The organism is Halomonas faecis (assembly GCF_010993975.1).
Lineage (GTDB): Bacteria > Pseudomonadota > Gammaproteobacteria > Pseudomonadales > Halomonadaceae > Halomonas > Halomonas faecis.
The window spans coordinates 102,311-121,873 of record NZ_JAACZO010000004.1 but is presented as its reverse complement, the minus strand read 5'-3'; the positions used below and the strand labels follow the sequence as shown (position 1 = coordinate 121,873).

Genomic DNA, 19,563 nt, shown 5'->3' with positions numbered 1-19,563 from the left:
TTACCGATCCTCATGCAGGCGGCCTTCTACATACTTGTGGAGGATGCTGGCAACGAGGGTCTGGTAAGGAATGCCCTCCTCCAGGGCTTTTTTCTGCAACCCCCGAAGATCCCTGGAAGAAAGCCTAATGTTGATGCGGGCATCTTTTTTGAACATGGCTTCTGCATACTGCTGATGCCGCTCTTTCCTACCCTCGATATCTGTCGCCCGCTGCAACTCCTCCGCATCGAATGCGTCCAGAATTTCCTGCTCTTCTTTATCCAGCCTGCTCATTTCGAACCTCCCAAATAGGTTCTGGTCGCTTTGCGGCTCGGAATGATCGTTTTCAAAAAAACCTCATCCTCCGATTCTACAAAGGGGACCAAATAGGCATACCCCTCTATCGCAATCACATGAACCTTCTGCCCTGGATACCGTTCCTGATTCGGATGCTCGAATGTATCCAAGATACCCCCAATCGAGATATGCAAAACCACATCCTCGAAAGAGATGTTCCTTTCCTTTTGGAGAAGCTTGTTCTTCTCGGGGTTCCATGCGATCACTTTCATGGACCTGAGTGTAGCACATTGTGTGCCTTTTGTGCTCGAAACTCCCTTAATGGCCACTGGTACGCGCTTCGCCGGCGGCGAGGTGGAGGCGGTGGCGTGGCGAGGGGGAACGACCGCCGAGTTAGCGGCTTGAAGCTTCACCGCCCCCCGCATCTTCGGGTCAGTGCGCACAAACCCCAGGTGATCGATGCCCCGCCAGCCTATACTGAACCGACGCGCTGATGCGTTGCCGGCCATGGATCGATGCTGGGCATGAATGCCATCGCCTGGCCAGTCTATTGCCCCCGAACCGGCGATGACGAAAGCCTCCATGACGGCGGGTGCCCTCCGGTGCTCACCGCCCCCGCACCATGAACGAGGAACCCCGTCATGGTCACGAAGATTGCCGTCATTCAGAAACCGCCGGTCATGCTCCAGCGAGACGCCACCCTGGAACGGATGCTCGACAGCATCGACGAGGCGGCGCAGGCAGGGGCGGAATGGAGGCGTAGCCGAAATGCCGTAATCGTCGCCATGGCTGGCTTGGTTAGAAACTGATGATGGCTCCGCCATTACGTCAGATCCTGGTAAGGGTTGTATGCAACTTCCCAGTAATGACCTTCCGGGTCTTGAAAATAACCGGAGTAACCGCCCCAAAAAACTTCCTCCGCTGGCTTTATGAGCCTAGCCCCTGCGGAAACGGCCTGGTTGAGTACTGCATCGACTTCTGACTTGCTGGCCACATTGTGAGCTAATGTAATACCTGAGAAGCCACCTTGGCTAGATATTGCCACCCCGATGTCTTCAGCAAGGTCTTCTCTAGGGTAAAGTGCCAACCACGTTCCTTCCAGGCTAAAAAAGGAGATGTTACCATCTTCAAAGTCGTACTTTGGAAAGCCAAGACCCTCACCGTAAAAACGACTGGCCCTCTCCAGATCCTCGACACCCAATGTAATAATGCTGATCTTCGGCTTCATCACTCTCCCCCTGTCACCTTAATCGCCGAAAAACCACAAGCGTAGCGAGTAATTCACCTCCGCTCAGCAAACCGTCATTCACAGTCAGACATCTCGCCGCTGCCCGATACACTGTTGCCTGACAGTGGTGAAGCACAGACTCGCTCGGCAACTCATGTCGCATTCGTGTGCAGTCGGTCTTTGCCGGTCCAAGATGCGAGCCCCGACAAGTCAGCGGGCAGCCCTGGGGCTGCCCGCTGAAGGTCGATGGATGTCAAAAGCGGAGGCCTAGAAGAACAACCGCCGCAACGCTTCGCCGGGCTCGGCCTCGCGCATGAACGTCTCGCCGACCAGGAAGCCGTGCACGTCATGCTCGCGCATGCGCAGCACGTCGTCGCGGGTGTGGATGCCGGATTCGGTGATCACCGTGACATCCACGGGGATGCGCGGCAGCAGTTCCAGGGTGGTTTCCAGGCGCGTGTCGAAGGTGTGCAGGTTGCGGTTGTTGATGCCCACCAGGTCGATGCCCAGGGCCAGCGCGCGCTCGAGTTCCTGGGCATCGTGCACCTCCACCAGCACGTCCATGCCCAACGCCACGGCCTGCTGATGCAGGTCGGCCATGCGGGCATCGTCGAGCGCGGCGACGATCAGCAAAATGCAGTCGGCGCCGATGGCGCGCGCCTCGCTGACCTGATAACCGTGCACGATGAAGTCCTTGCGGATCACCGGCAGTTCGCAGGCGTCGCGCGCTTCGATCAGAAAATCCTCGTGGCCCTGGAAGAAGTCGGCATCGGTGAGCACCGAAAGGCAGGCGGCACCGCCGGCGGCATAGCTGGCGGCGATCTCGCCGGGCTGGAAGTCCTCACGAATCACGCCCTTGGAGGGCGAGGCCTTCTTGATCTCGGCGATCACCGCCGGGTCGCCGTCGCCGAGATGGCGGTTCAGCGCGGCGACGAAGCCCCGCGGGGCGCTCTGCTGCCGGGCCAGGGTCAGCAGCTCGGCTTCGGAAACGGCGCGCTGGCGCTCGGCGACCTCTTCGTCCTTGCGGGCAAGGATGCGGGTGAGAACGGTCGGAGTGGCGTCCGGGGAGTGGCTCATGGTGTCACGCTCCTCGATGGGGGCTTCAGGGCGTCAGCACCCGGGTGAAGTCGGCGAGTTCCTTCATCTTTTCCTGCGGCAGCTTGGAGGCCTGGGCATCCTGGGCCATGAGCACGCCTTCCTTGAAGCTGTCGGCGATGCCCGAGCAGTAGAGCGCCGCGCCGGCGTTGAGGGCGACGATGTCGGCGGCCGCCCCCTCGCCGACCAGCGCCTCGCGCACCAGGCGCAGGCTGTCCTCGGCGCTGACCACCTTGAGCGGGGCGAGCTCCTGGCGCTCGATGCCGACATCCTCGGGGGCGATGGTGTATTCGCGAATCGCACCGTCCTTGAGTTCGGCCACGCGGGTGGGTGCGGCCAGCGAGATCTCGTCGAGGCCGTCCTCGGCGTGCACCACCATCACGTGGCGGCTGCCCAGGGTCTGCAACACTTCGGCCATCAGCGGCACCAGCTCGGGGGCGTAGACGCCGAGAAGCTGGTTGGGCGCACCGGCCGGATTGGTGAGCGGGCCGAGGATGTTGAACAGGGTGCGCACGCCCATCTCGCGGCGCGCCCCGATGGCATGACGCATGGCCGGATGGTGGTTGGGGGCGAACATGAAGCCCACGCCCACCTGCTCGATGCAGCGCCCCACCTGTTCCGGCGAGAGATCGAGATGAATGCCGGCGACGTCGAACAGGTCGGCGCTGCCCGAGGACGAGGAGACGCTGCGATTGCCGTGCTTGGCCACGTGGGCTCCGGCAGCCGCGGCCACGAAGCTCGCCGCCGTGGAGACGTTGAAGAGGTTGGCGCCGTCGCCGCCGGTGCCGACGATGTCGACCACGTTGTCGGCATGGAGAGCGACCGGCCTCATCAGTTCGCGCATCACCTGGGCGGCGGCGCTGATCTCCTCGGCGGTCTCGCCCTTCATGGCCAGGCCGATCAGCAAGCCGCCGATCTGGGCGTCGGTGGCCTCGCCGGTCATGATCTGGCGCATCACCGCGTGGGTGGCGTCGAAACCGAGGTTCTCGCGGCGCATCACCGCGGCGATGGCATCTCGCATCTGCATGAGCAGTTCTCCTAATGATCAGGCGCGGTTCAGCGGGCGCGACTCATCGGCGCTCGAGAAAATTGGCCAGCAGCTCGTGCCCCTGGCGGGTCAGGATCGACTCGGGGTGAAACTGCACTCCCTCGATGTCCAGTTCACGGTGACGCAGCCCCATGATCAGCCCCGGCGTCACGTCATCGTCGTCGGTCCAGGCAGTCACCTCGAGGCAGGCCGGCAGGCTTTCGGCGGCCACCACCAGGGAATGATAGCGCGTCACTTCCAGCGGGTCTTCCAGGCCGGCGAAAACGCCCTGGCCGCGATGGCGGATGCGCGAGGTCTTGCCGTGCATCACCTGTGGGGCGCGCACCACCTCGCCGCCGTAGACCTGGCCGATCGCCTGGTGGCCCAGGCACACGCCGAGAATGGGAAGGCGCCCGGCGAAGCGCTCGATGGCCGCCATGGAGATGCCCGCCTCGTTGGGCGTGCAGGGGCCCGGCGAGATCACCAGGTGGCTGGGCGCCATGGCCTCGATCTCGTCCAGCGTGATGGCGTCATTGCGGTAGGTCTCCACCTCAGCGCCCAGCTCGCCGAGGTACTGCACCACGTTGAAGGTGAAGCTGTCGTAGTTGTCGATCATGCAGACTTTCATGACTCGTTCTCTCTCAGGCCCCTGGGGCACTCGCCCGACCGTGGTCGGACGCGGGGAAATCGGGGGGTGGCGGCTCGTCTACTCGAGGTTGTCGAGGCCGCGCTCGGCCATGGCCACGGCGCGGAAGATGGCACGGCCCTTGTTGAGGGTCTCCTGCCACTCCAGCTCGGGCACGGAGTCGGCCACCACGCCGGCGCCGGCCTGGACGTGGAGCTCGCCGTCCTTGATCACTGCGGTGCGGATGGCGATGGCGGTGTCCATGTTGCCGTGCCAGGAGAGATAGCCCACCGCCCCGGAGTAGACGCCGCGCTTGACCGGCTCCAGCTCGTCGATGATCTCCAGGGCACGGATCTTGGGGGCACCGGAGAGCGTGCCCGCCGGAAAGGTGGCGCGCAGCACGTCCATGGCCGAAAGCCCCGGCTTCAGTCGCCCGGTGACGTTGGAGACGATGTGCATGACGTGGGAGTAGCGCTCCACCGCCATGTTGTCGGTCACTGTCACCGAGCCGGTCTCGCTGATGCGCCCCACGTCGTTGCGGCCCAGATCGATCAGCATCAGGTGCTCGGCGCGTTCCTTGGGGTCGGCGAGCAGATCGGCCTCCAGCGCCCGGTCCTCGGCCTCGCTCTTGCCGCGCACCCGCGTGCCGGCGATGGGCCGCACCGTCACCTCGCCGTCTTCCAGACGGGTGAGGATCTCCGGCGAAGAGCCCACCACGTGGTGGTCGCCGAGGTTGAAGAAGAACATGTACGGCGAGGGGTTGAGGCTGCGCAGCGCGCGGTAGAGATCCAGCGGCGAGGCGCGATAGGGTATCGACATGCGCTGCGACGGCACGCACTGCATCACGTCGCCGGCCAGCACGTACTCCTTGATGCGCTCCACCGCCGCCTTGAAGCCTTCCTCGGTGAACCCGGAGGTGAAGTGCCCCTCTTCCACCGCCGCCGCACCGCTGCCGGGGCTGGTGGTGTTGAGAGTGGCGCTGCGCAGGCGGATCTCGAGGCGTTCCAGGCGCTCGTAGGCGTTCGCGTAGGCGTGCGCCTCGGCCGGGTCGGCGTGGGTCCACAGCGTCAGGCGACCGGAGAGATTGTCGAACACCACCAGCTCGTTGCACACCATCAGCAGGATATCGGGCACGCCCAGCGGATCGGGTTTGGCGGCCACCTGGGGGCCACGCAGGCGCGGCTCGATGTAGCGGATGGTGTCGTAGCCGAAGTAGCCCACCAGCCCGCCGTCGAAACGCGGCTGGTCGTCGAGGCGCGGCACCTTGAAGCGCGCCTGGAAGGACTCGATCCAGGCCAGCGGGTCGTCGACCTCTTCCGCCTCGACTTCGCGCTCATCGATCAGGTGACGCACGTGAAAGTTGCGTACTTCGACCCGCTCCGGGCTGGGCAAACCGATGATCGAATAGCGACCCCATTTCTCGCCGCCCTGTACGGACTCCAGCAGGAAGGTCCAGGGGGCGTCGGCGAGCTTGAGGTAGGTGGAGAGCGGCGTGTCGAGATCGGCCAACACCTCGCGGGTGACCGGAATGCGGTTGTAGCCGGCGTCGGCCAGCTCACGAAAACGTTCGGGGGTCATCATGCCCGGAATCCTCGATGTAACGGATTGGCGATGAGGGCGCGCAGGCGCCGCGGCTCAGCAAAGCGGGGTGAGCGTCACCATCGCCAGCCGCCCCGAAGGGGCAGCAGGGTAACGAGGGGGTCGGAGCCGGAGCGGGCGCCGCCAAAGGAAATGGGGTTATCCGGCATCATGCGGCTGATCATCGAACGGGTTCCGCAAGCTGAAGGTGATCGATTCGTGCGTTATAGCAAAAACATATTGATGAAGCTGGTCTTATAGCAGCAGCTAAATCAGCCTAAACGAGTTCCCCCAGCGATTCAACCAGGCCGTCGGGGCCGCTGTCGCGCACCGGTTCGCCGTGATTGTAGCCGTAGGGTACGGCCAGGGTGCGAAAACCGGCCGCCCGGCCGGCGGCGATGTCGTGACGCGAATCGCCCACCATCAGACAGGCCGCCGGCGGCACGCCGACGTGCGCCGCCACATGCAGCAGCGGCGCGGGGTCGGGCTTCTTCCGGGGCAGCGAGTCGCCGCCCAGGCACAACGCGAAGTGCCCCTCCAGGCCGAAACCGGCGAGAATCGGTTCGATGAAGGCCTCGGGCTTGTTGGTCACCAGCGCCAGCGTAAAGCCTGCCCCACGCAGGCCGTCCAGCGCCTCGCGCACGCCGGGGTAGAGCCGCGTGCGCGAACTCGGGTCGCGGGCGTAGTGCTCGAGGAAGGCGGCGTGGGCACGCTCCAGCAGGGCATGGTCGACCTCGCCGAGGGCTTCCCGATCGGCTTTCCCGGCGACAAGCCTACGAGGAGGCGCTGTGAACCCTTCCCTGGGCGCTACCGGTTCCTTCCCTGGAATCGGACCTCCTCTTCGGCTTGCCCCCGGCGCCTCGCTCTGGAGCACAGCATGGGCAAGAACCCGCTCCATCAGCACCCGCGAGCCGTTGCCCACCCAGTCGCGCACCTTGGTCTCGCCCGCGGCGGGCAGACCGAGATCGCCGAGGGCGGCGTCCACCGCCACGGCCAGGTCGGGCACGGAATCCACCAGGGTCCCGTCCAGATCGAAGGTCACCAGGCGAATGCCGGCCAGGATGGGATGCATGCGCTGACTCCAGGATTGAAAAAGTCGTATTGTGCCGCACGGGCCATGGGCAGGGAATGCCGGCAGGCCTATGCTGTTGTTTTCACGTGCCAAGGAGTGCCCTCATGAGCAAACCGAGAATCGTGGTGGTCGGCGGCGGCGCCGGCGGCCTGGAGCTGGTGACCCGCCTGGGCCGGCGCCTGGGACGACGCGGCCGGGCCGAGATCGTGCTGGTCGACCGCAGCCCGACCCACATCTGGAAGCCGCTGCTGCATGAGGTCGCCACCGGTGCGCTGGACTCCGGCCTCGACGAGATCGCCTACGCCAGTCATGCCCGCGGCAACGGCTACCGCTTTCAGCGTGGCACCCTGCGCGGGCTCGACCGCCAGCAGCGCCGGCTGCAGCTCGCCGCGGTGCTCGACAACGAGGGCGAGGAGATCCTGCCGCCCCGCGAGCTGGCCTACGACCGACTGGTACTGTCGCTGGGCAGCGTCAGCAACGACTTCGGCACCCCGGGGGTGGCCGAATACTGCCACTTAATCGACAGCCCCGAGCAGGCCGAAGCCTTCCGCCGCGACATGCTCGCCACCTTCCTGCGCTACAGCGCCACCGTGCAGCACCAGGCGCCGCAGCTGAGGGTGGGCATCGTGGGCGGCGGCGCCACGGGAGTGGAGCTCGCCGCCCAGCTCTACGACGCCCTGCTGATGCTGCACAGCTACGGGGTCACCGAACTGGACCGCCACCAGCTCGACGTACACCTCATCGAGGCCGCCGAGGACGTGCTGCCGGCCCTGCCCGAACGAGTCCGCCAGGCCGTTCGCGAGGAACTCGAGGGCCTCGGCGTCCAGGTGCACACCGCCACGAAGGTGACCGAGATCGACGCCGATGCCATTCACACCGCCGACGGCCGGCACATCGCCACCGATCTCAACGTCTGGGCGGCAGGCATCAAGGCGCCCGACATCCTCGCCGAGCTCGACCTGACCCTGGCCAAGGGCCAGCGCATCGCCGTGCACGAGACCCTGCAGAGCGTCGACGACCCGAACGTCTTCGCCTTCGGCGACTGCGCCAGCTGCCCGCAGGCCGACGGCGGCACGGTGCCGCCTCGCGCCCAGGCCGCCCACCAGCAGGCAAGCTTGCTCTACCGCAACCTGCTCGCTCAGCTCGACGGCCGGCCGCTGAAGCCGTTCGTGTACCGCGATCGCGGCTCGCTGATCTCACTCGCCCACTTCGATGCGATAGGCACCTTGATGCGCGGCGCTTCGGCACGCCGCCTGTTCGTCGAGGGGCATCTGGCCAAGTTTTTCTACGCCTCGCTCTATCGCCTGCACCAGCGCGCCATTCACGGCAACCTGAAGACGGCGGTGATCGTGCTGGTGGATGGGCTGAACCGGTTCATTCGGCCGCGTCTCAAGCTTCATTGAGTCGCCGCCGAGCCAGCCAGGCCCGCTTGGCGGCGGGCGAGAGCCGCTTCACGGCGGCTTCGAGGCGCTGTGCCTCGCCGCGGCCGCCCACCGCTTCCTGGTGGAGCAGCGTCAAGGGGCCGCGGCCGCGTAGCGCCTTGGCGCCGCGCCCCTCGGCGTGTTCGACCAGGCGCCGTGCCACGTCGGTGGTAACGCCGGTGTAGAGCGCCCCGCCGGCGGTCTCGATCACGTAGAGGTGCCAGCAGGCGGCGGTTTGACTCATCGCGCCGTGGCGAGCCGCTCGCGCAGGGCCCGCAGCACGCTGTCGTAGCGATGCGGATCGCTCGCCTCGGCGGCCTTGAAGATGGCCGAGCCGGCCACGAAGGTATCGGCCCCTGCGCGGGCGATCTCGGCGATGTTATCGACCTTGACGCCACCGTCGATCTCCAGGCGAATGTCGCGTCCCGAGGCCTCGATGCGGCGGCGCGCTTCGCGGAGCTTGTCGAGCGTACCGGGAATGAACGCCTGTCCGCCGAAGCCGGGGTTGACGCTCATCAGCAGGATCATGTCGACCTTGTCCATCACGTAGTCGAGATAGGCGAGCGGCGTGGCCGGATTGAACACCAGCCCCGACTGGCAGCCACCGTCGCGGATCAGCGAGAGCGAACGATCGATGTGGTCCGAGGCCTCGGGATGAAAGGTGATGTAGCTCGCCCCGGCATCGATGAAGTCGCCGATCAGCCGGTCCACCGGCTTGACCATCAAGTGGGCGTCGATGGGCGCGGTGACACCGTGCTTGCGCAGCGCCTCGCACACCATGGGCCCGATGGTCAGGTTGGGCACGTAGTGGTTGTCCATGACGTCGAAATGAACGATGTCGGCACCGGCGGCCAGCACATTGTCCACTTCCTCGCCGAGGCGGGCGAAGTCGGCGGAGAGAATCGAGGGGGCGATGAGGAAGTCGCGGTTCGGGTCGGTCATGGCATGTCCGTCGAGCAGGTTGTCATTCCGTAAGAGGCACAGTTTATCAGGGGGCAGAGAGCGCCACACATATATTCAAAAATAGAATAAAAGATCTCATTGTAATTCCAACAAGCTAGAATTAGCCTTGCCAACCAAGGTCCAAGATTTCAAGGAGTTTCTGGCATGGCATTGCTATCGACACTGCGCCGCTCTGCGCTGATCGCGGCTCTGGGGGCTAGCCTGGTCACCCCAACGCTGGCCGCCGACCGCGAGCTGCTCAACTCGTCCTACGACATCGCCCGCGAACTCTTCGCCGCCGTGAATCCCGAGTTTCAGGCCTGGTGGCAAGCCGAGCACGGCGAGGAAGTGACCATCAAGCAATCCCACGGCGGCTCCTCGGCCCAGGCCCGGGCCATCCTCCAGGGGCTGCGCGCCGACGTGGTCACCTACAATCAGGTCACCGACGTTCAGGTGCTGGCCGACGCCGGCCTGGTGGCCGAGGACTGGCAGCAGCAGCTGCCCAACAACGCCTCGCCCTACTACTCCACCACCGCTTTCCTGGTGCGCAAGGATAATCCCAAGGGCATCGAGAACTGGGACGACCTGGCACGCGAGGACGTGGAGATCGTCTTCCCGAACCCCAAGACGTCGGGCAACGGCCGCTACACCTACCTGGCCGCCTGGGGCTTCGCCGATCAGGCCTTCGACGGTGACGAGGAACGGATCCACGACTTCATGCGCACCTTCCTCGGCAACGTGGAAGTGTTCGACACCGGCGGTCGCGGCGCCACCACCAGCTTCATCGAGCGCGGCATCGGCGACGTGCTGATCAGCTTCGAATCCGAGGTCAACAACATCCGCGGCGAGTACGGCAGCGACGACTACGACGTGGTCGTGCCGCCGGTGAGCATCCTCGCCGAGTTTCCGGTAGCCGTGGTCGAGGAGAACGCCGAACGCAACGGTACCGAGGAGCTGGCCCGGGGCTACCTGGAATACCTCTACACCGAGGAGATGCAGCGCCTGCTCGCCGGCTTCAACTATCGGGTGCACCACGAGGCAGTGGTGGACGAGTTCGCCGACCAGTTTCCCGAGACCGAACTGCTGACGGTGGAAGAGATCGTCGGCGGCTGGGATGAGGCCATGGCGACCCACTTCGAAAGTGGCGCCCTGCTGGATCAGCTGCAACGCCGATGATCACGCTGGCATCACTGGCCGGCAGCGCCCCGAAACGGGTGCTGCCCGGCTTCGGCCTTTCGCTGGGCATCAGCCTGACCTTCGTCTCGCTGGTGCTGCTGCTGCCGCTGACCGGACTCTTCGGTCAGCTGGCCGGGGTCAGCCTCGCCGAGTATTGGGCCATCGTCACCGATGGGCGGGTGGTCGCCAGCTACCTGGTGACCATCGGCGCCGCCGCCGTGGCGGCGCTGGCCAACGCCGTCTTCGGCTTGCTGCTGGCCTGGGTTCTGGTGCGCTACGACTTTCCCGGCAAGCGCCTGCTCGACGCACTGATGGACCTGCCTTTCGCCCTGCCCACTGCCGTGGCCGGCATCACGCTGGCCACGCTCTACTCGAGCAACGGCTGGATGGGCGGGCTCCTCGCCCCGCTGGGCATCGAAGTCGCCTATACCTGGGTGGGCATCGCCCTGGCCATGGCCTTCACCAGCATCCCTTTCGTGGTGCGCACGGTGCAGCCGGTGCTCGAAGATCTTCCCCATGAAGTGGACGAGGCCGCCATGACGCTGGGCGCCCGCGATGGCGTCGCCTTCCGGCGGGTGATCCTGCCCCACCTGTGGCCGGCGCTGGTCACCGGCACGGGGCTCGCCTTCGTGCGCTCGCTGGGCGAGTTCGGCGCCATCATCTTCATCGCCGGCAACACGCCCTACGAAACCGAGATCACCGCGCTGATGATCTTCGTCCGGCTGCAGGAGTACGACTACGCCGGCGCCTCGGCCATCGCCTCGGTGGTGCTCGCCGTCTCGTTGCTGCTGTTGCTGGCCATCAACGTCTGGCAGGGCCGCTTCGTCCGACGCCTGCACGGAGGAAACGGCTGATGCAACGTATCGGTGATGCCCCGGCGGTGCGCCGCGGCCTGATCCTCGCCGCCGTGGCGCTGGCCGGGCTCTTTCTGCTGCTGCCGCTGGTAGCGATCTTCGCCCAGGCCTTCGCCCAGGGCGTGGGTACTTTCTGGAGCAACGTCAGCGACGAATACACCGTCGCGGCCATCGCCCTCACGCTGTTCGTGACGCTGATGACCATCCCGATCAACCTGGTGTTCGGCGTGGCCCTGGCGTGGCTGGTGACCCGGTTCACCTTCCCGGGGCGGCGCCTGCTGCAGACCCTGATCGACATCCCTTTCGCGGTGTCGCCGGTGGTGGCGGGTCTGGTCTACCTGCTGCTCTACGGCCGCAACGGCTGGGTCGGTGGTTGGCTCGACGCCCACGACATCCAACTGATGTTCGCCTGGCCGGGCATTCTGATGGTGACCGTCTTCGTCACCTGCCCCTTCGTGGCCCGCGAGCTGATCCCGCTGATGCAGGCCCAGGGCTCCCGCGAGGAGGAAGCCGCGGTGACGCTCGGCGCCCGGGGCTTCACGCTCTTTCGCCGGGTGACGCTGCCCAACATCCGCTGGGCGCTACTGTACGGGGTGATTCTCACCAACGCCCGGGCGGTGGGCGAATTCGGCGCCGTCTCGGTGGTTTCCGGAGCCATCCGCGGCGAGACCAATACCCTGCCGCTGCACGTCGAACTGCTCTATCAGGACTACAACACCGTGGGCGCCTTCGCCAGCGCCGCCCTGCTGGCGCTGATCGCCCTGTTCACCCTTGCCGCCAAGGCCGGCCTGGAATGGCGCGCCGCGCGCCGGGAGGCTTACCCATGAGCATCCATCTGCATGACGTCGCCAAGACCTTCGGGAAGCCGGGACGCCAGACTCGCGCGCTGGAGCCGGTGAACCTGGACATCCACGACGGTGAGCTGGTCGGGCTGCTCGGCCCCTCGGGCTCGGGCAAGACCACCCTGCTGCGCATCATCGCCGGACTGGAAAACGCCGACTGCGAACCCGCCGGACGCATCCTGTTCGGCGACCGCGACGTCACCCAGGTTCACGTGCGCGACCGGCGCATCGGCTTCGTCTTCCAGCACTACGCGCTGTTCCGCCACATGACGGTGTACGACAACGTGGCCTTCGGGCTCACCGTGCTACCGCGCCAGAGCCGTCCGAGCAGCGGCGAGATCCGTGCCCGGGTGCTTCGCCTGCTGGAAATGGTGCAGCTCGAAGCCTTCGCCAGCCGCTATCCGGCGCAGCTCTCCGGCGGCCAGCAGCAGCGCGTGTCGCTGGCCCGTGCTCTGGCGCTGCGCCCCGACGTGCTGCTGCTCGACGAGCCCTTCGGCGCCCTCGACGCCAAGGTACGCCAGGAACTGCGTCGCTGGCTTCGCCACCTGCATGACGAGTTGAACTTCACCAGCGTCTTCGTCACCCACGACCAGGAGGAGGCGCTGGAGCTCTCCGACCGGGTGGTGGTGATGAGCAACGGCCGCATCGAGCAGATCGACGCCCCGGACACGCTCTATCGCGCGCCCGCCAACCGCTTCGTCTTCGAGTTCCTGGGCGACGTCAATCACCTGGAGGGCGAGGTGCGCCGCGGCGTGCTGACCTGCGGCGATGCCAAGCTCTCGGTGGAACTCCCCGACGGCCCGGAGGAACTGCTGCTGCGCCCCCATGAAGTGCGACTGGCCGAGACGCCCAGCGCCGAGGCCCATCTACCCGTCACGGTGACTGCGATTTCCCCGGTCGGCGCCGAAGTACGCGTCGAACTCGAAGCGGATTGGCTGGCCAAGCCCTGGCTGGCCACGGTGCGGCATGCCGACTTCGAGCGCCTCGGTCTCGCCCGTGGGCAGCGCCTGTTCGCCGTGCCGCGCCGTTGGCATCGTTTCCCCGAAAGTCGCGATACCACGGCGAGCAAGACGTCTGCCGCCATTTCCTGATCGCAACCGGCAGGCGCTATACTCGCCACGCGACGGGCCACCGGCCTGTCGCGACTTGGCTAGGTGTTATCACGACCGGGAGATTCGCATGCTTGGACACCCCCTCGGGCGCGCCGCCGCGGCCCTATTGGCCACGCTGGTACTGGCCGGCTGCGCCAGCCCGCACTATCTGCAGCTCGATCCACGCCGTACCGCCGAGGTACCGCAGGCCGGCAGCGGCCAGGCGGTGACCGTCGAAGCCGCCGACGCCCGCGACGAGGAAGTGATCGGCACGCGCTCGGGCAGCGCCATGTCCACGTCCGTCATCACCGTCACACCGCGGGAGCTGACTCCCCGCCTGCAGCGCGAAGCCGAGCGCGCGGTTCGCGACATGGGCTTTTCCCCCACGACCGAATCGGCTTCCGACCGCCCCACCTTGACGCTCACTCTCCAGCGCCTGGGCTACGAACGTGGAGACGGCCAGCCGCTGCTCGGCGAAGCCCGACTGGAAGCCGTGCTCGAGGCCAAGGCCGTCAACGGCGGCACCACCTATACCGGCACCTACACCTCGCGGCGAACCCAGAGCTTCGCCCTGCGCCCCAACCGCGAGGAGAATGCGGACATGCTCAACGAGCTGATCAGCGATGCCCTGGACCGCGCTTTCCGCGATCCGGAGCTGGGACAGCTATTGGCGCGCTAGACCTTCGGACCGCGGCGCACCAACGCCCACACACTCTCGCGGAAGCCGCTGCCGGGCTCCGGTTCGCCGTCTTCCAGGTGAGTGACCCGGAAGTTGGGTTCGAAGAGGGCACGCACCTCCGCGGCATCCGTGCTGTAGGGTGGTCCTCCGGTGTCGCCCGGCGCGCGTGTCAGGCTGATCAACAGGCCGGGCGCACCGGGGGGAATCAGCTGCGCCAGATGGAAGGCATAGCGCTGCCGGGTGGCGGCGGGCAGCGCAATCAACGCCGCGCGGTCGTAGAAGGCGCCGATCTCGGCGGCCTGTTCGATGTGAAAATGGAAGAAGTCGCCGCACCACAGCTCGACACTGCCCTGCCGGCAGATGGCGAACGGCTCCTGGCGGTAGCGCGACACCGCCCCATTTCCCTCGGCCACGAACTGCTCGATGGCCTCTTCCGCCAGCTCGATGCCCAGCACCGGATGGTCATGGCGCGCCAGCCAGCGCATGTCGAGACTCTTGCCGCATAGCGGCACGAGCACCTTGGTACCGGGCCGTGCCCCGAGCAGGGGCCAGTGACGCACCAGCGCGGGGTGCGTGGCATCGCGGTGAAAGCCGATGCGCCCTTCGCGCCAGCGCTTGAGCCACTCCTGTCCCATACTCTCTCCTGCAGCTCGTCGGTTCTTGCAGTCGATCAGGGCCAGCTGCTAGAACCAGCGGTCGTTCTTGCGCCGCTTCCGCGGCAAGTGCGGAATGATCAACCCCACCAGCAGGCCGGCGCCGGCCACGCCGCCGCCGTACATGAAGTAACGTATCAGCAGGTCTTCTTCCTGGGTATCGAGACGTGCCTGAAGCTCGCGAATGGTCGCGCTGGATTCCTGCGTCTGTCCGTCCAGTTGCCGGTTGCGCTCCTCGAGTTCGGCGATGCGCCGCTCACGCTGCTCGAGGGTTTCCGTCATGGTGGCCACCCGGTTCTCCCAGGTGTCGTTGATGCTGGCGAGCTCCGCTTCCAGGGTCTCCACCTGAGACCGCAGTTCGGGCAGTTGCTCCTGGGCGCTGGGCTCCTGCTGAAGCTCCTCGCTGAGCACCCAGACGGTTTCCCCCTCGTCGTTTTCCACGCGGCTGTAGTCGCCGCTGGTCTCGAGCACCGTCACCGGCTCGCCGGCGGTGAGGGTGCCGACGATGCGATAGCCGTCGGTGGGGCCACTGCGCACCCAGGTGGTCAGTTCGTCGGAAACCCAGTGGGTCGCGTCGTCATTCTGCTGGGCGGCGAGAGGCAAGGCGAAAAGCCCCAGGGCCACTCCCACCAACAGCGTCTTGCTTCGTTGCATGATCATGCCGTAGTCCTGACTGTCGAAGGCTCCTGCAGCAACCGTTCTACCGCGATCCGAGCCATCGCCCAACCTCCCGTTGCGACGATGACCGATGAGACCTGTGCCACTCGGGCAGTTGTTCACAGCTTCTGTGGACAACCATCGGGAAAAACGCTGGAGAACCACTGCCAGGTGCCGTCCTGCGGGCCCTTCGGCACCTTGGTCATCACGTGATCGACCCGATATCGCGTTGCGCCCCGGGCCCATGAGACACCGCCCGCGACCGGCTGACAGGTTACCACAGCCAAAGTGGCGCCGGGGGCAGCCCGTGCTGGCCCCGTTCCGGGTGCTGCCGTATAATGACCGGCCTGCGCAACGGCCCAGCGCCACATCCTCGCGACGTTCCATTCACCGGTGACACGCGTCGGGCAACCGACGAAGACTCTATCTTATGGCGAAGAAACTCTTCATCAAGACTCATGGCTGCCAGATGAACGAGTACGACTCCGCACGCATGGCGGATCTGCTCGGCGAGTCCCACCAGCTGGAGCTGACCGACGACGAAGGCGAGGCCGACGTCATCCTGCTCAATACCTGCTCGATTCGTGAAAAGGCCCAGGAGAAGGTATTCCACCAGCTCGGCCGCTGGAAGAAGCTCAAGGAAGCCAATCCCGACCTGGTGATCGGCGTGGGCGGCTGCGTGGCCAGCCAGGAGGGCGAGAATCTGCGCAAGCGCGCGCCCCACGTGGACATGGTGTTCGGCCCCCAGACGCTGCACCGCGTACCCAACATGCTCGAGCAGCGCGGCAAGAGCGCTCAGCCGATCTCGGTGGTCGACGTCACCTTCCCCGAGATCGAGAAGTTCGATCACCTGCCCAAGCCGAGCTCCGACGGCGCCACGGCCTTCGTGTCGATCATGGAGGGCTGCTCCAAGTACTGCACGTTCTGCGTGGTGCCCTATACCCGCGGCGAAGAGGTCTCGCGCCCCTTCGAGGCAGTGATGGACGAGGTGATACACCTGGCCGACCAGGGCGTGCGCGAGATCAACCTGCTGGGCCAGAACGTCAACGCCTATCGCGGATTGAACCAACTGGGCGACGAGATCGACCTGGCCGAACTGATCGCTTGCGTGGCGGCGGTGGAGGGCATCGACCGCATCCGTTTCACCACCTCGCACCCGGTGGAGTTCTCCGACAGCCTGATCGAGGCGTATGGCGAGATTCCCGAACTGGTCAGTCACCTGCACCTGCCGGTTCAGGCTGGCTCCGATCGCATTCTCACGGCCATGAAGCGCGGTCACACCGTCGAGGAGTACGTCGACAAGCTGGAGCGCATCCGTGAGCTGCGCCCCGACATCAGTTTCTCCTCGGACTTCATCATCGGCTTCCCCGGCGAGACCGACGACGATTTCGAAGCCACCATGGATCTGATCCACCGCATCGGCTTCGACCACTCCTTCAGTTTCGTCTACTCGGCGCGCCCCGGCACCCCGGCCGCCGACCTTGCCGACGAGACGCCGGAGAGCGTCAAGAAGCAGCGCCTGGCGATTCTGCAGGAGCGCATCAATCAGCATGCCATGCAGATCAGCCGCCGCATGGTGGGCACCACCCAGCGCATCCTGGTCACCGGTTTTTCCCCCAAGGATCCCGGCCAGCTCTCCGGGCGCACCGAGAACAACCGGGTCGTCAACTTCCGCGCCGCCAACCCCACCGAACTCATCGGCTACTTCGTCGACGTGGAGATCAGCGAGGCGCTGCCCAACTCGCTGCGCGGCGAGCTCGCATCTCCCGAACTATACTGACGCCAGCGAGCCATCGTCACGCATTGCCCCGGCCCAGCCCGGGGCAGTAAGCTGACGCCATCACACGCAACGCAGGGATTCTTCCGCCTTGAGCCAGCATGCCACTCAGGCCAATCGCGTCATCACTCTGAGCCTCGAACCCAACGACCCCCAACGCCTGGCCAAGCTATGCGGCCAACGCGACGAGCACCTCAAACTCGTCGAATCGCGCCTCGGCGTCACCCTGCGCAACCGCGGCAACGTCTTCCAGCTGGCCGGCCCCGGCCCACGCGTCAAGGCCGCAGCCAACGTTCTCGAACACCTCTACCGCGAGGCCGAGGCGAGCGATCTTTCCCCCGACACCGTCCACCTGTTCCTGCAGGAGTCCGGCCGCGAGGCGCTGGACGAGGAAGAGGGACACGGCGACGGCGAGGTGCTGCTGCGCACCCCCAAGCAACTGATCAAGCCGCGCGGGGCCAATCAGCAGGGCTACGTCTCGAGCATTCGCGCCCACGACATCAACTTCGGCATCGGCCCGGCCGGCACCGGCAAGACCTACCTGGCGGTGGCCGCAGCCGTGGAGGCCCTCAACCAACAGGAGGTACGTCGCATCCTGTTGGTACGCCCGGCGGTGGAAGCCGGTGAGAAGCTCGGCTTCCTGCCCGGCGACCTGGCCCAGAAGATCGACCCCTACCTGCGTCCGCTCTACGATGCCCTCTACGAGATGCTCGGCTTCGAACAGGTCGGCAAGCTGATCGAGCGACAGGTGATCGAGATCGCCCCGCTGGCCTACATGCGCGGCCGCACCCTGAACAACGCCTTCATCATTCTCGACGAAAGCCAGAACACCACCCGCGAACAGATGAAGATGTTCCTCACCCGCATCGGCTTCGGTTCCACGGCGGTGATCACCGGCGACATCACCCAGGTCGACCTGCCACGGGGCCAGCACTCCGGCCTGATCCAGGTGCTGGAGGTGCTCAAGGATACCCCGGGCATCGGCGTGACACACTTCTCCGCCAAGGACGTGGTGCGCCATCCGCTGGTACAGCGCATCATCGAGGCCTACGAAAGCTTCGAGGCCGAGCAGGAGGCTCAGGAGCGCGCCCAACGAGAGGAGCGCGAGACCCTTCGCCAGGAACGACTGGAGCGCGCCATGCAAAACAAGCTGCATCATGACCAGGACAACGGCAAAGCCGACGACTCATGAGACCGCCGCTCATCGACCGACAGGTCGCCCTCGGTGCCGAAGGCCTTCCCAGCCAAGGCGAACTCGAGGCCTGGGTCCACGCAGTGCTGGCGCATCACGCGGCGGAGTCGCGCCACGAGCTGACCGTGCGCTTCGTCGACACCGCGGAGAGCCAGGCGCTGAATCGCGACTACCGCGGTCGCGACCGACCCACCAATGTGCTCTCCTTTCCGTTCGAGGCACCACCCGGCATCGCACTGCCGCTGCTCGGCGACTTGGTGATCTGCCACCCGGTGGTGGCACGCGAAGCCGTCGAGCAGCGCAAGCCGCTTGTCGAGCATTACGCCCACCTGGTCATTCATGGCACGCTGCACCTGCTGGGCTATGACCACATCGACGAAGCCGAGGCCGAGGCCATGGAACGGCTGGAGCGTGAGCTACTGGCCGAGCTTGCCATTCCCGACCCCTACGTGCCCCGATCCGCCACGAGTGCGTCGTCTGCCGACAGCGACAACGAGAGAACCGACCCATGAGCGAAGACCGATCGACCAGCCCAGGCAACCGATCCTGGCTCGACAAACTGCTCGGCGCCCTCTCCGGTGACAGCGACGAACCCAGCTCGCGGCACGAGCTGCTGGAATTCCTGCGCCAGGCGGCCAGCCGGCTCAAGCTCGATCAGGATGCCATGCGCATCATCGAAGGGGCGATGCAGATCAGCGACCAGCAGGTTCGCGAGGTGCTGATTCCACGCTCCCAGGTCGCCGCCATCGCCGTCGACCAACCCATCGACGAGTACCTTTCGCTCATCAGCGAAACCGGCCACTCGCGCTATCCGGTGATCGGCGAAAACCTGGATGAAGTCAAGGGGCTGCTGCTGGCCAAGGATCTGTTGCCGCTGATCAGCCGGTCGGCCGAAGAGCGCGAGGACTTTCGCCTCGAGGAAGTCCTGCGTCCCGCCATGTTCATCCCCGAATCCAAGCGTCTCAACAGCCTGCTCAAGGAGTTCCGCGACACCCACAACCACATGGCGGTGGTAGTCGACGAATATGGCGGCACCGCGGGCATCGTCACCATCGAGGACATCCTCGAGCAGATCGTCGGTGACATCGAGGACGAGCACGACACCGAAGAGGAGGACGACATCCGCGACCTGGGCGAGGGTCGCTACGCCATTCGCGCCTTGACCCCCATCGAGGATTTCAACGAGCGCTTCGGCACGCGTTTCTCCGACGAGGAATTCGATACCCTCGGCGGCCTGGTGATGCAGCGCTTCGGCCACCTGCCCGGTCGCGGCGAGCATACCGAGCTCGGCGGCTGGCGCTTCACCGTGCTCAACGCCGACAACCGCCGCATCCGTCTGCTCGAGGCGGCCCCCAGCCTCGAAATGGAATAGCCAGCG

At 65.7% G+C, this 19,563-nt stretch carries 22 protein-coding genes; 10 read left to right on the top strand and 12 right to left on the bottom strand.

The window, feature by feature from the left end:
• From GFD32_RS02985 to gph, 8 genes are all read right to left on the bottom strand, one after another.
• On the bottom strand, positions 1 to 273 hold the full coding sequence (locus GFD32_RS02985) for an antitoxin (RefSeq protein WP_163575080.1): 273 nt from the start codon (positions 271 to 273) through the stop codon (positions 1 to 3).
• Positions 270 to 1,100, bottom strand: coding sequence for a BrnT family toxin (locus tag GFD32_RS19780; RefSeq protein WP_205599028.1), 831 nt, complete (start codon positions 1,098 to 1,100; stop codon positions 270 to 272). The genes GFD32_RS02985 and GFD32_RS19780 overlap by 4 nt, the downstream gene beginning before the upstream one ends.
• Positions 1,100 to 1,504 (bottom strand): VOC family protein, encoded by a 405-nt coding sequence (locus GFD32_RS02975; RefSeq protein ID WP_163575079.1) that lies wholly within the window; start codon positions 1,502 to 1,504, stop codon positions 1,100 to 1,102. The genes GFD32_RS19780 and GFD32_RS02975 overlap by 1 nt, the downstream gene beginning before the upstream one ends.
• Positions 1,505 to 1,771: 267 nt before the next feature.
• On the bottom strand, positions 1,772 to 2,581 hold the full coding sequence (gene trpC / locus GFD32_RS02970; RefSeq protein ID WP_163575078.1) for an indole-3-glycerol phosphate synthase TrpC: 810 nt from the start codon (positions 2,579 to 2,581) through the stop codon (positions 1,772 to 1,774).
• 25 nt (positions 2,582 to 2,606) lie between these two features.
• The gene (gene trpD / locus GFD32_RS02965) at positions 2,607 to 3,626 is read right to left on the bottom strand and encodes an anthranilate phosphoribosyltransferase (RefSeq protein WP_163575077.1); all 1,020 of its coding nucleotides are present in this window, start codon (positions 3,624 to 3,626) and stop codon (positions 2,607 to 2,609) included.
• A gap of 43 nt (positions 3,627 to 3,669) precedes the next feature.
• Positions 3,670 to 4,254 (bottom strand): anthranilate synthase component II, encoded by a 585-nt coding sequence (locus tag GFD32_RS02960; RefSeq protein WP_163575076.1) that lies wholly within the window; start codon positions 4,252 to 4,254, stop codon positions 3,670 to 3,672.
• Positions 4,255 to 4,332: 78 nt separating this feature from the next.
• Positions 4,333 to 5,829 carry an anthranilate synthase component I gene (gene trpE, locus GFD32_RS02955; RefSeq protein ID WP_163575111.1) on the bottom strand — a complete coding sequence of 499 codons (1,497 nt, stop codon included), beginning with the start codon at positions 5,827 to 5,829 and terminating at the stop codon, positions 4,333 to 4,335.
• A gap of 277 nt (positions 5,830 to 6,106) precedes the next feature.
• The gene (gene gph / locus GFD32_RS02950) at positions 6,107 to 6,901 is read right to left on the bottom strand and encodes a phosphoglycolate phosphatase (RefSeq protein ID WP_163575075.1); all 795 of its coding nucleotides are present in this window, start codon (positions 6,899 to 6,901) and stop codon (positions 6,107 to 6,109) included.
• Between the two features lie 104 nt (positions 6,902 to 7,005).
• Between gph and GFD32_RS02945 the strand changes: the two genes are divergently transcribed.
• The gene (locus GFD32_RS02945; protein ID WP_163575074.1) at positions 7,006 to 8,304 is read left to right on the top strand and encodes an NAD(P)/FAD-dependent oxidoreductase; all 1,299 of its coding nucleotides are present in this window, start codon (positions 7,006 to 7,008) and stop codon (positions 8,302 to 8,304) included.
• Here the strand turns inward: GFD32_RS02945 and GFD32_RS02940 are convergent.
• Together GFD32_RS02940 and rpe are read right to left on the bottom strand one after the other, a co-directional pair.
• Positions 8,291 to 8,566, bottom strand: a complete 276-nt coding sequence (locus tag GFD32_RS02940) for a GIY-YIG nuclease family protein (protein ID WP_163575073.1) — start codon at positions 8,564 to 8,566, stop codon at positions 8,291 to 8,293. The genes GFD32_RS02945 and GFD32_RS02940 overlap by 14 nt on opposite strands.
• The gene (gene rpe, locus GFD32_RS02935) at positions 8,563 to 9,264 is read right to left on the bottom strand and encodes a ribulose-phosphate 3-epimerase (RefSeq protein WP_163575072.1); all 702 of its coding nucleotides are present in this window, start codon (positions 9,262 to 9,264) and stop codon (positions 8,563 to 8,565) included. The genes GFD32_RS02940 and rpe overlap by 4 nt, the downstream gene beginning before the upstream one ends.
• 165 nt (positions 9,265 to 9,429) lie before the next feature.
• On the opposite strand from rpe, the gene cysP reads away from it, so the two are divergent.
• From cysP to GFD32_RS02910, 5 genes are all read left to right on the top strand, one after another.
• Entirely contained in the window at positions 9,430 to 10,440 is a 1,011-nt protein-coding gene (gene cysP / locus GFD32_RS02930) for a thiosulfate ABC transporter substrate-binding protein CysP (RefSeq protein ID WP_163575071.1), read from the top strand.
• The gene (gene cysT / locus GFD32_RS02925) at positions 10,437 to 11,294 is read left to right on the top strand and encodes a sulfate ABC transporter permease subunit CysT (protein ID WP_163575070.1); all 858 of its coding nucleotides are present in this window, start codon (positions 10,437 to 10,439) and stop codon (positions 11,292 to 11,294) included. The genes cysP and cysT overlap by 4 nt, the downstream gene beginning before the upstream one ends.
• Complete coding sequence (gene cysW / locus GFD32_RS02920; protein WP_163575069.1) at positions 11,294 to 12,121, top strand: sulfate ABC transporter permease subunit CysW; 828 nt, start codon at positions 11,294 to 11,296, stop codon at positions 12,119 to 12,121. Before cysT ends, cysW begins: the two co-directional genes overlap by 1 nt.
• Positions 12,118 to 13,227: a sulfate/molybdate ABC transporter ATP-binding protein gene (locus GFD32_RS02915; protein WP_163575068.1), complete on the top strand. Its 1,110-nt coding sequence runs from the start codon at positions 12,118 to 12,120 to the stop codon at positions 13,225 to 13,227. The genes cysW and GFD32_RS02915 overlap by 4 nt, the downstream gene beginning before the upstream one ends.
• An 88-nt stretch (positions 13,228 to 13,315) precedes the next feature.
• A complete protein-coding gene (locus tag GFD32_RS02910) occupies positions 13,316 to 13,906 on the top strand; it encodes a YajG family lipoprotein (protein ID WP_163575067.1) in 591 nt (196 codons plus the stop codon).
• Here GFD32_RS02910 and GFD32_RS02905 read toward each other — a convergent pair.
• A complete protein-coding gene (locus GFD32_RS02905) occupies positions 13,903 to 14,541 on the bottom strand; it encodes a class I SAM-dependent methyltransferase (protein WP_163575066.1) in 639 nt (212 codons plus the stop codon). The two genes, GFD32_RS02910 and GFD32_RS02905, sit on opposite strands and share 4 nt — an antisense overlap.
• A 48-nt stretch (positions 14,542 to 14,589) precedes the next feature.
• Complete coding sequence (locus GFD32_RS02900) at positions 14,590 to 15,219, bottom strand: TIGR04211 family SH3 domain-containing protein (protein WP_240455527.1); 630 nt, start codon at positions 15,217 to 15,219, stop codon at positions 14,590 to 14,592.
• A 427-nt stretch (positions 15,220 to 15,646) separates the two neighbouring features.
• On the opposite strand from GFD32_RS02900, the gene miaB reads away from it, so the two are divergent.
• The 4 genes from miaB to GFD32_RS02880 all read left to right on the top strand — a co-directional run bounded on the left by miaB (position 15,647) and on the right by GFD32_RS02880 (position 19,557).
• Positions 15,647 to 16,996 carry a tRNA (N6-isopentenyl adenosine(37)-C2)-methylthiotransferase MiaB gene (miaB, locus tag GFD32_RS02895; RefSeq protein WP_163575065.1) on the top strand — a complete coding sequence of 450 codons (1,350 nt, stop codon included), beginning with the start codon at positions 15,647 to 15,649 and terminating at the stop codon, positions 16,994 to 16,996.
• Between the two features lie 88 nt (positions 16,997 to 17,084).
• Entirely contained in the window at positions 17,085 to 18,185 is a 1,101-nt protein-coding gene (locus GFD32_RS02890; protein WP_163575064.1) for a PhoH family protein, read from the top strand.
• Positions 18,182 to 18,697 carry an rRNA maturation RNase YbeY gene (gene ybeY, locus GFD32_RS02885; protein WP_163575063.1) on the top strand — a complete coding sequence of 172 codons (516 nt, stop codon included), beginning with the start codon at positions 18,182 to 18,184 and terminating at the stop codon, positions 18,695 to 18,697. Before GFD32_RS02890 ends, ybeY begins: the two co-directional genes overlap by 4 nt.
• The gene (locus tag GFD32_RS02880; RefSeq protein WP_163575062.1) at positions 18,694 to 19,557 is read left to right on the top strand and encodes an HlyC/CorC family transporter; all 864 of its coding nucleotides are present in this window, start codon (positions 18,694 to 18,696) and stop codon (positions 19,555 to 19,557) included. Before ybeY ends, GFD32_RS02880 begins: the two co-directional genes overlap by 4 nt.
• Positions 19,558 to 19,563 lie beyond the last annotated feature (6 nt).